Raw genomic sequence first — 12,353 nt, 5'->3', positions numbered from 1 at the left:
GCGTGCGCCCCGGCGCACCTCCCGGCAGGGGGCCCGCCGGCGCCGTACGCCGGGCCCGTACGCCGGCCCCGTACGCCGGCTCAGTACGCCGGCGCCTCCGGCAGCCACGCCGGCAGCGCTTCGGTGCGCGCCAGCCAGGCGGCGGGGAGCACGTCTTCGCCCCGTGCCCCCAGCACCCCGCCGACGATCGCGCACGTCGTGTCCACGTCCCCGCCGACCTGCGCGGTGGTCCAGAACGCCCGCTCGAAGTCCCCGAGCGAGCGGGCCGCCGACCACAGCGCGAACGGCACCGTGTCGTGCGCGGTGGTGCGCCGCCCGCAGCCGAGCACGGCGGCGACCGTGGTCGCGTCCCCGTAGTCCAGCATGTCCCGCGCCCGCCGCAGCCCCGCCCCCACCGCGCTGCGCGGCACGAGCGCGATCACGCCGTCCAGCAGGTCCTCCGCCTTCGGCGGGCCGGCCGGGTCCGCGGCGAGAGCAGCCGCGGCGGCGACCGCCATCGCGCCGCAGACCGCCTCGCGGTGCTGGTGCGTGGTGTAAGCGGAGATCTCCGCCTGGTGCGTGGCCTGTTCCGGGTCGTCGGCGTACCAGGCGCCCAGCGGCGCGATCCGCATGGCCGCGCCGTTGCCCCAGGAGCCCTGCCCGTTGAAGAGTTCGGCGGCCAGCGTCCGCCAGTCCCCGCCCTCCCGGACGAGGCGGAGCATCCGGTTCACTGCCGGCCCGTATCCGCGGTCGAAGTCGTGGTGGCGGGCGAAGGAGTCGGCGAGGGCGTCCTGGTCGATGCGGCCGTGGAGGGCCAGCACCGCGAGGACCGAGCACGCCATCTCGGTGTCGTCGGTCCACTGCCAGGTGCCCGAACCACCGGGCAGCTCGCGGCGCTTGAGGAAGGGGTAGTTGGCGGGGACGAAGTACTGGGAGCCCAGGGCGTCCCCGAGGGCCAGCCCGCGGAGGCTGGCGAGGGCGCGTGCGTAGCGCCGTCCGGAAGAGGAGTCAGCGGTCATCGCGCGTCACTTTAGCCGTCCAGGTCGTAAGGCTCGGGTGTGGTCCACCGCTCGAACGGGCGGTCCAAGCGGTACCGGCCGTCCGCTCCGAGCCCGAGGATCCGGTGGTCGCCGTTCCCGGGATTGGAGAGGCATTCGAACTCGGCCACCGACCAGTGGAACCACCGCATGCAGAACAGCCGCATCGTCAGCCCGTGCGTCACGAGCAGGACGTTCGGCGGGTGGTCGGGGGCCTCGAAGCTGCGGTAGAGGCTCTCCAGGAAGGAGCCGACCCGGTCGTACACGTCGGCGCCGGACTCCCCCTGCGCGAACCGGTAGAAGAAGTGGCCGTAGGCGTCCCGGTAGGCCTTCTGCAGGCGGACGTCATCCCGGTCCTGCCAGTTCCCCCAGTCCTGCTCCCGCAGCCGCGGCTCCTCGCGGACCCGGACCTGCGCCGGGTCCAGGCGGAGGTCGCGGAAGGTCTGGAGGGTCCGCCGGTACGGGGAGACGTACGCGCTGACGCGCTCGCCGCCGAAGAGCTCCCGCAGCCGCACGCCCGCCGCCTCGGCCTGCTCGTGGCCGAGCCCGGTCATCCGCAGGGCGTGGTCGGGCTCCCGCTCGTACACGGTGTCGTCGACGTTGCCCTCGGACTCCCCGTGCCGGAGGAGGACGATGCGCCGTGGTCGTGCCATCCCACGACCCTATGCGGCGTACGGCGCCCCGGCACCCGGGCACGCCGCCACAACCCTCCGATCTTCGTACGGTCACACCGTCCAGGACGCTTCGAGGTCGACGACGTCGCCGGTGAGGGCCTCGACGTCGGCCTCGGTCTGGGCGCGCAGCGACAGCCGCTCGACCCGCTCCTGCCGGTACTTGCCGTGTTCCGCGGCGGCGTGCCACATCGACAGCACGAGGAACTCGCGTCCGGGCGCCTCGCCGAACAGCCCGCGGATCATCCCCGGCGACCCGGCCATGGCCGGGTTCCACACCTTCTCCTGCATCAGCGCGAAGTGGTCGACGCGCCCCTCCCGCACCCGGGTGTGGGCGACGCGGACGACGTCGGCGTCGGTGAAGCGGGGCTCGAAGCCGGTCTTCACGTCGAAGCGGTGGTCGAAGAGGCTCACCCGCGCGTCGGTGTACGTCCCGGCCTGGGCGGCGGCCAGCCGGTCGTGCGAGCGGGCCATGAAGGAGTCGTAGAAGGAACGGCTCTCCCAGAACGCGAAGACATGCGCGACCCCCTGCCGCCCCCGGCTCCATCCGCCGCCCTGTCCCCGGAATCCCGGCTCCCCCGGCAGCCCCGCCCATTTGCGCTGCCCGCGCTCGAACCCGCGTCGGTCCGTCACCGTGCAGCGAATCCACTTGACCAGCACGGCGTCATCGTACGGGCCCGGGCGCCCCGGGGTCAGTCCTCGGGGAAGTTGGCCCGCACCGACCTCCCCCACCCCGCACCGGCACCCGACCCCCGAACACACGACCGCCCCGCGGCCGGGCCCGGCGTATGGCGAAGGGGGGCGACCACCTGTGGTCGCCCCCCTTCGTGAGGAATCAGCTGCAGCCGCTGGTGGAGCCGCAGCCCTCGCAGATGTAGCAGGAGCCGGCGCGCTGCATCTTCGTCCCGCAGGAGAAGCAGAGCGGGGCGTCGGCGGAGACGCCGAGCTGCATCTCGACGAGTTCGGCGCTGGAGTGCGCCGTCTTCGGGGCCGGGACCGGCGCGGGCTGGGCCTGCGGAGCCGCGGTGACCGCCGCGAGCGGGGCGGACTGGGCCAGGGACTCCGTGTCGATCTCCTCCTCGAGCGGCTCGTACGAGCCGGTCTCCAGGTGGCGCTGGCGCTCCTCGGCGGTGTGGATGCCGAGCGCCGAGCGGGTCTCGAACGGCAGGAAGTCGAGGGCCAGGCGGCGGAAGATGTAGTCGACGATCGACTGCGCCATCCGCACGTCCGCGTCGTCCGTCATGCCGGCGGGCTCGAAGCGCATGTTCGTGAACTTCGAGACGTAGGTCTCCAGCGGCACGCCGTACTGGAGGCCGACCGACACGGCGATCGAGAAGGCGTCCATCATGCCGGCGAGGGTCGAGCCCTGCTTCGACATCTTCAGGAAGACCTCGCCGAGGCCGTCGTCCGGGTAGGAGTTGGCCGTCATGTAGCCTTCGGCGCCGCCGACGGTGAAGGAGGTGGTGATCCCCGGGCGGCCCTTGGGGAGGCGCTTGCGGACGGGGCGGTACTCGATGACCTTCTCGACCGCCGCGCGGATCGTCTCCTCGGTCTTCTCGGTGACCTCGGCCTTCTCCTCCTCCTTCTTCTTGGCGGAGAGCGGCTGGCCGACCTTGCAGTTGTCGCGGTAGATCGCGAGCGCCTTGACGCCCATCTTCCACGCCTCGAAGTAGATCTCCTCGATCTCCTCGACGGTCGCCGACTCCGGCATGTTCACCGTCTTGGAGATCGCGCCGGAGATCCAGGGCTGGATCGCGGCCATCATGCGGACGTGGCCCATCGGGGAGATGGAGCGCTCGCCCATGGCGCAGTCGAAGACCTCGTAGTGCTCGGTCTTCAGGCCGGGGGCGTCGATCACGTTGCCGTGCTCGGCGATGTGGGCGACGATCGCCTCGATCTGCTCCTCCTGGTAGCCCAGGCGGCGCAGGGCCTGCGGGACGGTGCCGTTGACGATCTGCATCGAGCCGCCACCGACGAGCTTCTTGAACTTCACCAGCGCCAGGTCCGGCTCGACACCGGTGGTGTCGCAGGACATGGCGAGGCCGATGGTGCCGGTGGGGGCCAGCACGGAGGCCTGGGAGTTGCGGAAGCCGTTCTTCTCGCCGAGGCGCAGGACGTCCTGCCAGGCCTCGGTGGCCGCCGCCCAGATGGCGTTGTCGAGGTCGTCGGTGCGCGGGGCGGCGGCGTTGGCGTCGGCGTGCTGCTTCATGACGCGCTTGTGGGCCGTGGCGTTGCGGGCGTAGCCGTCGTACGGGCCGACGATCGCGGCGAGCTCGGCGGAGCGCCGGTAGGCCGTACCGGTCATCAGCGAGGTGATGGACGCGGCGAGGGTGCGGCCGCCGTCGGAGTCGTAGGCGTGGCCGGTCGCCATCAGCAGCGCGCCGAGGTTGGCGTAGCCGATGCCGAGCTGGCGGTAGGCGCGGGTGTTCTCGCCGATCTTCTGCGTCGGGAAGTCCGCGAAGCAGATGGAGATGTCCATGGCCGTGATGACGAGTTCGACGACCTTGGCGAAGCGCTCGGCGTCGAAGGACTGGTCGCCCTTGCCGTCGTCGTCGAGGAACTTCATCAGGTTCAGGGAGGCGAGGTTGCAGGACGTGTTGTCCAGGTGCATGTACTCGCTGCACGGGTTCGACGCGGTGATGCGGCCGGACTCGGGGCAGGTGTGCCAGTGGTTGATGACGCCGTCGTACTGGATGCCCGGGTCGGCGCACGCCCAGGCGGCCTCGGCCATCTTGCGGAAGAGCGCCTTGGCGTCGACCTGCTCGATGACCTCGCCGGTCATGCGGGCGCGCAGGCCGAAGGAGGTGCCGTTCTCGACGGCCGTCATGAACTCGTCGTTCACGCGGACGGAGTTGTTGGCGTTCTGGTACTGGACGGACGTGATGTCGTCGCCGCCCAGGTCCATGTCGAAGCCCGCGTCGCGCAGGGCGCGGATCTTCTCCTCTTCCTTGACCTTGGTCTCGATGAAGTCCTCGACGTCCGGGTGGTCCACGTCGAGGACGACCATCTTGGCGGCGCGGCGGGTGGCGCCGCCCGACTTGATGGTTCCGGCGGACGCGTCGGCGCCGCGCATGAAGGAGACGGGGCCGGAGGCGTTGCCGCCGGAGGAGAGGAGCTCCTTGGAGGAGCGGATGCGGGAGAGGTTCAGGCCGGCGCCGGAGCCGCCCTTGAAGATCATGCCCTCTTCCTTGTACCAGTCGAGGATCGACTCCATGGAGTCGTCGACGGACAGGATGAAGCAGGCGGAGACCTGCTGCGGCTGGGGCGTGCCGACGTTGAACCACACCGGGGAGTTGAAGCTGAAGATCTGGTGCAGGAGGGCGTAGGTCAGCTCGTGCTCGAAGATCTCCGCGTCGGCGGGGGACGCGAAGTAGCCGTAGTCCTCGCCGGCCTTCGTGTACGTCTTCACGATGCGGTCGATGAGCTGCTTCAGACCGGTCTCGCGCTGCGGCGTGCCGACGGCGCCGCGGAAGTACTTGCTGGTGACGATGTTGACCGCGTTCACCGACCAGAAGTCGGGGAACTCGACGCCGCGCTGCTCGAAGTTGACCGAGCCGTCGCGCCAGTTCGTCATGACGACGTCACGGAGCTCCCAGTTCACCTCGTCGTACGGATGCACGCCCGGGGTGGTGTGGATGCGCTCGATCCGCAGGCCGCCCTTGGCGCCCTTGGTTCCCTTGGCGCGGGAACCGCGTGCCGAGCTGCTCGCCGTCTCTGTCATGCCGCCTGCCTCCCATATACGGGCAAAAACGCCCTAAAGTGCCAGCGCTATTCCGAGGCACAGTGCTGTGTCTTGTTACGTTCCTTCTCCCGGCTGCACCGGGCGGCCTCCGGGCCGGGCGGCGTGTCGCGCCGGAGCGCGGCACGCCGCCCGGTCAGTCGGAGGCGGAGGCGGGCACGGGGACCTGGGGGGTCCCGGCGGGCCCGCACTCCTCGGGGCGGGGCCGCCGCTCGCGCAGTTCCGCGATGGCGGCCTCGAAGTCTTCAAGGGTGTCGAACGCCTTGTACACGCTCGCGAAGCGCAGGTACGCGACGAGGTCGAGTTCCTGGAGCGGGCCGAGTATGGCCAGACCGACGTCGTGGGTGGTGAGCTCGGCGCTCCCGGTGGCGCGCACCGCCTCCTCGACCCGCTGGCCGAGCTTGGCGAGGGCGTCCTCGGTGACGGGCCGGCCCTGGCACGCCTTGCGCACGCCGGAGATGACCTTGGTGCGACTGAAGGGCTCGGTGACACCGCTGCGCTTGATCACCATGAGCGAGGCCGTCTCGACCGTCGTGAAGCGACGGGAGCAGTCCGGGCACTGGCGGCGTCTGCGGATCGACGTGCCGTCGTCCGTGGTGCGGCTGTCGACGACGCGGCTGTCGGGGTGCCTGCAGAAGGGGCAGTGCATGGTCCCTCACCCTTCTCTAGGCACGACTGAATCACCCCTCCGGGCCCTGTGCGGCGGAGTCGCTCTGCCGGGGCTCGTGGAGCAGGCCCAAGCATATGCGATCCACGGGGCCTGTGAGACCCCCGCGCTCCCCTGGACCACTAGGTATGGGTTGCGGCGCCCATACAACCACTAGATCTTGTGGCGCGGCGGATTTGGTCCGCTACCGCGTGTCGTGGAGCGGGGTGCAGGGGCGCGGCCGCCCGCGGTGCCACACTGGGGCCGGACCGGGAGGGCCGCGGCCCGACCGGGAACGGTACCGTAGGCAGCGGAGAACCATCCGAACCTCCGTTCGGAAATGCGCGACCCAATACACCTGCCATTGTGATCACGCAGGTCGATCCGCGATTTTTCACTCGAACGTGTGTTTGGCGCAACCTTTCGAAAGCAATTACCGTTGTCCAGCTAGGGAGAACATTTCGAGAGGGGCCGCCGACGTGACCACCACCGCAGACAGTGCCGCCATCACTGCCCAGAACCGCTCCCAAAGCCGACTCGAGCCGGTGCATGCCATGAACGACGCAAGCGCAAGCCTGACCCCGGAGGCGGACGCCGTCCGCCCCGCTCGCTCCCTTCCAGGACGCCCCCCAGGCATCCGCGCCGACAGCTCCGGGCTCACCGACCGGCAGCGCCGGGTCATCGAGGTCATCCGGGACTCCGTGCAGCGCCGGGGCTACCCGCCGTCCATGCGGGAGATCGGCCAGGCGGTCGGCCTGTCCAGCACCTCGTCCGTCGCCCACCAGCTCATGGCCCTGGAGCGCAAGGGCTTCCTCCGCCGCGACCCGCACCGCCCCCGGGCGTACGAGGTGCGCGGCTCGGACCAGCCCAGCTCGCAGCCCACGGACACCACCGGCAAGCCCGCCGCCTCGTACGTCCCCCTGGTCGGCCGGATCGCGGCCGGCGGCCCGATCCTCGCCGAGGAGTCCGTGGAGGACGTCTTCCCGCTACCGCGGCAGCTCGTCGGCGACGGTGAGCTCTTCGTCCTCAAGGTCGTCGGCGACTCCATGATCGAGGCCGCGATCTGCGACGGCGACTGGGTCACGGTCCGCCGCCAGCCCGTCGCCGAGAACGGCGACATCGTGGCCGCCATGCTCGACGGCGAGGCCACCGTCAAGCGCTTCAAGCGCGAGGACGGCCACGTGTGGCTGCTCCCCCACAACGCGGCGTACCAGCCGATCCCCGGCGACGAGGCGACCATCCTCGGCAAGGTCGTCGCCGTACTGCGCCGGGTCTGAACCCGGCCCCGCCAGCCAGCTCCGGGACCCACTGCGCCGGTCCCGGAGCTGTTCCATGCCCGAGCCCCGAGCCCCGGGCTCGGGGCTCGGGGCTCGGGGCTCGGGGCTCGGACTACTTGCCGTCGGCCTTGGCCGCCGAGTCGATCGCGGCCAGGGAGCGGCGGACCTGGTTGCGGTCCGTGGTGTACCAGAAGTCCGGCAGCGTCGCCTTCAGGAAGCTGCCGTACCGGGCCGTCGCGAGCCGCGGGTCCAGGACCGCGACGACGCCCCGGTCGCCCGCGGCGCGGACGAGCCGGCCCGCCCCCTGGGCCATCAACAGCGCCGCGTGCGTCGCGGCGACGGCCATGAAGCCGTTGCCGCCGTGCTCCTCGACCGACTTCTGGCGCGCACTCATCAGCGGGTCGTCGGGCCGGGGGAAGGGGATGCGGTCCATGATGACGAGCTGGCAGCTGGGGCCGGGGACGTCCACGCCCTGCCACAGGGACAGCGTCCCGAACAGGCAGGTCCGCGGATCCGCGGCGAAGTTCTTGATCAGCTCGCCGAGGGTCTCCTCCCCCTGGAGCAGGATCGGGTGGTCGAGCCGGCCGCGCAGCTCCTCGGCGGCCGCCTTGGCGCCGCGCATGGACGAGAACAGGCCGAGGGTGCGGCCGCCGGCCGCCTCGATCAGCTCGGCGAGCTCGTCCATCATGTCGCCGCGGGTCCCCTCGCGGCCGGGTGTCGCCAGGTGCTTGGCGACGTAGAGGATGCCCTGCTTCGGGTAGTCGAACGGGGAGCCGACGTCCAGGCCCCGCCAGACCGGCGCGTCGTCCGCCTCGACGCCCTCCGGGGACAGGCCCAGCGAGGCCGCGACGCCGTTGAAGTCCCCTCCGAGCTTGAGGGTCGCCGAGGTGAGGACGACCGAGCGGTCCTCGAACAGCTTCTCCCGCAGCAGCCCGGACACCGACAGGGGGGCGACCCGCAGCGTCGCCCCGAAGCGGTCGTGGCGCTCGTACCAGACGACGTCGTACTCGGAGCCGGCGAGGATCCGCTCGGCCACCGCGTGCACGTTCTCCACGGAGGCCAGGGCCTGCTTGCGGACGGCGTCCTCGTCGGCGACGGACTTGTCCCTGGTGGAGCCGATCGCCGAGATCACGTCGCGTGCGGCGTCGCGGAGCGCCGCCAGCGCGTACCCGAGGTCCTCGGGGATCTCCTCCAGCCGGCCCGGGAGCGCCAGCTCCATCACGCGCTCGAAGGACTCGGAGGCGGTCTGGAGGGAGTCGGCCGTCTTCTCGTCGACCAGCTTCGCGGCCCGCTTCACCGCCCGGTTGACCTGCCCGGGGGTGAGTTCGCCGGTGGCGGCGCCGGTCACACGGGACACCAGCTCGTGGGCCTCGTCCACGATCAGCACCTCGTGCTGCGGCAGGACGGGCGCGCCCTCGATGGCGTCGATGGCGAGCAGGGCGTGGTTGGTGACGACCACGTCGGCCAGCTTGGCCCGCTCGCGGGCCGCCTCGGCGAAGCATTCGGCGCCGTACGGGCACTTCGTCGCACCGAGGCATTCGCGGGAGGAGACGGACACCTGGCTCCAGGCGCGGTCGGAGACGCCGGGCGTGAGGTCGTCCCGGTCGCCGGTCTCCGTCTCGTCCGCCCAGTCGCGCAGCCGCAGCAGGTCCTGGCCGAGCTTGCTGGTGGGGGCGGCGGCCTCGAACTGGTCGAAGAGGCCCTCCTCCTCGTCCTGGGGGGCGCCCTCGTGCAGCCGGTGCAGGCACAGGTAGTTCGACCGGCCCTTGAGCATGGCGAACTGCGGCCGGCGGCGCAGCTGCGGGTGCAGTGCCTCGACCGTCCGGGGCAGGTCGCGCTCGACGAGCTGCCGCTGCAGGGCGAGGGTCGCCGTCGCAACGACGACGCGCTCGCCGTGCGCGAGGGCGGGGACCAGGTAGCCGAGGGACTTGCCGGTGCCGGTTCCAGCCTGGATCAGGCGGTGCGTGCTGTCGTCGATCGCTTCGGCGACTGCTTCGGCCATGGCGACCTGGCCGGGCCGCTCCGTGCCGCCGACGGCGGAGACGGCGGCGTGCAGCAGGTCGGGGAGGGAGGGCTTCGTCATAGCACCCCCCAGCCTACGGGGCGCCACCGACGGTGACGGCCATCACCGGGATGGCCGATCACCGGAAAGGGCGACGGGAGGCGGGAACCCCGCGGCGCGCACCGGGCGTTTTCGGGGGGAAGGACGGCAGGCGGCCCGGGAGGGCGGGGGTGCGCTGTGGGCTGCGGGGTGCGGCTCAGCTCAGATGAGGCTGCGGAGCGCCCGCTCGCGGACCATCAGGGCCGCGCGCTTGCCGGGCAGGTCGATGTTCCCGGTCCAGCGGAAGCCGGAGCCGAGGAAGGCGGAGACGGAGGGGGTGTTGCGGATGTCCGGTTCGGCGATGACGCGGGTGCACCGCGGGCGGTTGTCGAGGACGAGGTCGGCGACCGCGCGCAGCAGTGCGGTCCCGAGGCCGCGGCCGCGGTTCCTGCCGTCCCCGATCAGCAGGTGGATACCGGTGTCGTGGGGGCGCGCGGGGTAGTGGCGGGCGAGCGGGTCGAGGTCGGCCCGGTAGACCTCCCAGTAGCTGACGGGGGTGCCGTCGAGGAGGCCGAGGCAGGGGATGCTGCCGCCGTCGCCGTCGATCTGGGCCCGCAGGTGTGCGGCCGTGAGGGACTGCGGTCCGGCGAGGTCCCAGTAGGCGGCGACTTCGGGGTCGTTCATCCAGCGGGTGACCAGGTCCAGGTCGCGGTCGAGGCGGACGGGCTCCAGGCGGAAGGCCCCGGCGGCGGTCCGGGTGCTGCCCCAGCCGCTGGGCGAGTCGAGCAGGTCGGCCTCGGCGAGCAGGGGCAGCAGGCCTGCCCTGAGCCGCAGCTCCGCCGGGTGCGCGGTGGTGGGGCCGGTGGCGGCTGCCGGGGCGGGGACGGAGGGCGGGGCCTGGGTGTCGGTGGAGGGCATCGGTCGCTCAATCGTGGAGGGGGTTGGAGAGGGTGACGTAGACGGACTGCGCGTCGACGGGGCCGACGAGCTCGTCGAGGCCGCCCAGGCGGGTCAGCAGGTTCGCCTTGCAGCGCAGGGTGGGCGAGTCGAGCAGCAGCGCGGGCAGCGGCCCGAGGCCGCGGGCCCGGCCGAGGAACCGGCGGAAGGCCGCGAGGAGGACGCGCTCGTCGGCGAGCCGCTCGGAGCCGAAGGCCCCGATGAGGCCCAGCACGTTGTTGATGCCGAGGTAGTAGGCGAAGCGCTCGTCGGTGACGGCGTCGGAGACGAAGGTGTCGCTGGCGCTGCCGATGCCGGGGAGCCGGCGCTCCAGCTCGGCGCGCCGGGAGGCTCGGAAGTAGTAGCCCTGGTTGTCGCGGTAGCGGCCGCCGGCGGGCCAGCCGTCGGTGTCGAGGACGACGAGGGTGTTCTGCTGGTGGGCTTCGAGGGCGATGCCCGCGAGCGCGTCGAAGGCGAGGACGGGCCGGACGACGTGGTCGAGGTAGCGCAGGAACCACTCGGCGGACACGGCGGACGGGGTGCGCCCGGTGGTGGCGGCGAGCCGGCGGACGGTGTCGGCGAGCCGTGACCGCATGCCGGGCCGGCCCGGCAGGGGGCGGGGCGAGGTGAGGGCGGCGATGCACAGGGCGTCGTCGCCGGGGCGGAAGGGGTTGTGGCGCAGGACGGCGTCGAGTCCGGGGACGGCGCTGCCGTCCGGGGCGTCGACGGCGACCCAGGCGGGGTCCCGGACGATGTCGAAGCCGGGGTGGGCGGCCTGCCACTGCTCTGCGAGGCCGGTCCGGAGCAGCCGGTGCACCTCGACGCCGCGGTGGAGCTCCTTGCGGAGGTTCTCGCGGCGGGAGTTGGTGATGCGCAGGCCGAGGGAGAGCTTGAGCATCACGGGGATGCCGGGGCGGGCCACGGTGCGGACGGAGGAGGTGGGGTGCCAGGGCTCGCCGTGCGGGCCGAGGTCGTGGAGGAGCCCGTCGCCGAGGAGGGCGGCGACGGCGGGGCGGTGGAGCAGGTCGCGGGCCTGCCAGGGGTGCAGGGGAAGGGGGGTGGTGCCTTCGGGTGCCGGCAGGCCGGGTGCGAGGCGGGCCAGGAGCCGTGCGGCGGACACGGGGCGGCCGCGTTCGGTCCAGGCGGAGTCGGTGGCGAGGGCGCCGGGTGCGACGGCGAACCAGTGCAGGGGGAAGGAGCCGTGGAGTTCGGGTGAGTAGCGGCGGGCTTCGGCGTCGGAGAGCCCCTCGCGGCTCTTCGGGTCGGGCTGGAGGGGGTGGCCGAGGAGGAGGGACTGTTCGGACGTCAGGAACGCATCACCGTCGACGGGCGCAGGCGGCCGAGGGCGTTCGCGCCGGTCGGCGATGAACCGGGCGGTGCGTCGGACCGAGTCCGCGACGCGGGCGACGAGATCGGTGGCGTGGGGCGCGCCGCCGCCGGCCTCGCGGGCGAGCAGCGCGGCGAGGGTCACGGCGTCCAGGGCCGGGGCACCGGCCGGGGCGCCTTCGATCCGGGCGGCGCCGAAGCGGTGCCATCCGGCCGCGGACCAGTGGCTCACGCCGGCGGCCACCGCGGTGCCGGAAGCGGGAAGGGGGATGCGCAAGGGCGCCCCGACGGGACCGTCGGGGCGGCCGATGCCCCGCTCCCGGACCCAGCACCGCAGGAGGTTCTCCACGGCCGCGGACTCGGCCTCGGCCTCGGCGGCCGGGTCGGGATGGTCGGGCGACTCGGGCAGCAGCCCGGGCCCGCCTCGGCCCGCCCCGCCGTGCCCGCGCAGTCCGCCGTGCTTCTGGCGCGGCACCCGGCTCTCGGCTTCCTCGCCCTGCGGCCCGGAGGGGGCACCGCAGGTGGCGGGGCCGGCGGTCGTTCCCGGCCGCGGACGCGGGGCCGCCTCGGCATGCGGGCTTCCGGTGTCCAGCCCGTGCGGGGCCGGGGCGGCTGCCGGGCCGCGGTCGGTGCGGGGGAGGCGGGGCTCGGGGGTGTCGGGGGGCTCGCTCATCGCCGAGGTGTCTCCGTTCCGTTGGGGT

The 12,353-nt window shown here is 72.6% G+C and carries 9 protein-coding genes; 1 reads left to right on the top strand and 8 read right to left on the bottom strand.

Annotated features, from left to right (window positions below; all coding sequences use genetic code 11):
• Positions 1-80: 80 nt before the first annotated feature.
• The 5 genes from C0216_RS07530 to nrdR form a co-directional block, all read right to left on the bottom strand.
• Entirely contained in the window at positions 81-998 is a 918-nt protein-coding gene (locus tag C0216_RS07530; RefSeq protein WP_114054509.1) for an ADP-ribosylglycohydrolase family protein, read from the bottom strand.
• A gap of 11 nt (positions 999-1,009) precedes the next feature.
• Positions 1,010-1,669 carry a histidine phosphatase family protein gene (locus C0216_RS07525; RefSeq protein ID WP_114054508.1) on the bottom strand — a complete coding sequence of 220 codons (660 nt, stop codon included), beginning with the start codon at positions 1,667-1,669 and terminating at the stop codon, positions 1,010-1,012.
• 72 nt (positions 1,670-1,741) lie between these two features.
• Positions 1,742-2,347 carry a YdbC family protein gene (locus tag C0216_RS07520; RefSeq protein ID WP_114054507.1) on the bottom strand — a complete coding sequence of 202 codons (606 nt, stop codon included), beginning with the start codon at positions 2,345-2,347 and terminating at the stop codon, positions 1,742-1,744.
• A gap of 175 nt (positions 2,348-2,522) precedes the next feature.
• The gene (locus C0216_RS07515) at positions 2,523-5,408 is read right to left on the bottom strand and encodes a vitamin B12-dependent ribonucleotide reductase (RefSeq protein ID WP_114054506.1); all 2,886 of its coding nucleotides are present in this window, start codon (positions 5,406-5,408) and stop codon (positions 2,523-2,525) included.
• A gap of 154 nt (positions 5,409-5,562) precedes the next feature.
• Positions 5,563-6,075, bottom strand: a complete 513-nt coding sequence (gene nrdR / locus C0216_RS07510) for a transcriptional regulator NrdR (protein WP_114054505.1) — start codon at positions 6,073-6,075, stop codon at positions 5,563-5,565.
• A 476-nt stretch (positions 6,076-6,551) separates the two neighbouring features.
• On the opposite strand from nrdR, the gene lexA reads away from it, so the two are divergent.
• Entirely contained in the window at positions 6,552-7,349 is a 798-nt protein-coding gene (gene lexA, locus C0216_RS07505; RefSeq protein ID WP_114054504.1) for a transcriptional repressor LexA, read from the top strand.
• Between the two features lie 112 nt (positions 7,350-7,461).
• Here lexA and C0216_RS07500 read toward each other — a convergent pair whose 3' ends face one another.
• The 3 genes from C0216_RS07500 to C0216_RS07490 form a co-directional block, all read right to left on the bottom strand.
• Entirely contained in the window at positions 7,462-9,432 is a 1,971-nt protein-coding gene (locus C0216_RS07500; RefSeq protein WP_114054503.1) for an ATP-dependent DNA helicase, read from the bottom strand.
• 180 nt (positions 9,433-9,612) lie between these two features.
• Positions 9,613-10,308 (bottom strand): GNAT family N-acetyltransferase, encoded by a 696-nt coding sequence (locus C0216_RS07495; RefSeq protein ID WP_114054502.1) that lies wholly within the window; start codon positions 10,306-10,308, stop codon positions 9,613-9,615.
• Between the two features lie 7 nt (positions 10,309-10,315).
• A complete protein-coding gene (locus C0216_RS07490; RefSeq protein ID WP_114054501.1) occupies positions 10,316-12,325 on the bottom strand; it encodes an IucA/IucC family protein in 2,010 nt (669 codons plus the stop codon).
• Between the last annotated feature and the right edge of the window lie 28 nt (positions 12,326-12,353).

The sequence above is a fragment of the Streptomyces globosus genome, from assembly GCF_003325375.1.
GTDB lineage: Bacteria > Actinomycetota > Actinomycetes > Streptomycetales > Streptomycetaceae > Streptomyces > Streptomyces globosus_A.
This window is presented reverse-complemented; position numbering and strand designations above follow the sequence as displayed.

Coding starts and splice junctions, on each gene's coding strand:
- C0216_RS07500 (WP_114054503.1), bottom strand. CDS start 9,432: ATGACGAAGCCCTCCCTCCCCGACCTGCTGCACGCCGCCGTCTCCGCC.
- C0216_RS07525 (WP_114054508.1), bottom strand. CDS start 1,669: ATGGCACGACCACGGCGCATCGTCCTCCTCCGGCACGGGGAGTCCGAG.
- C0216_RS07530 (WP_114054509.1), bottom strand. CDS start 998: ATGACCGCTGACTCCTCTTCCGGACGGCGCTACGCACGCGCCCTCGCC.
- C0216_RS07495 (WP_114054502.1), bottom strand. CDS start 10,308: ATGCCCTCCACCGACACCCAGGCCCCGCCCTCCGTCCCCGCCCCGGCA.
- nrdR (WP_114054505.1), bottom strand. CDS start 6,075: ATGCACTGCCCCTTCTGCAGGCACCCCGACAGCCGCGTCGTCGACAGC.
- C0216_RS07515 (WP_114054506.1), bottom strand. CDS start 5,408: ATGACAGAGACGGCGAGCAGCTCGGCACGCGGTTCCCGCGCCAAGGGA.
- C0216_RS07490 (WP_114054501.1), bottom strand. CDS start 12,325: ATGAGCGAGCCCCCCGACACCCCCGAGCCCCGCCTCCCCCGCACCGAC.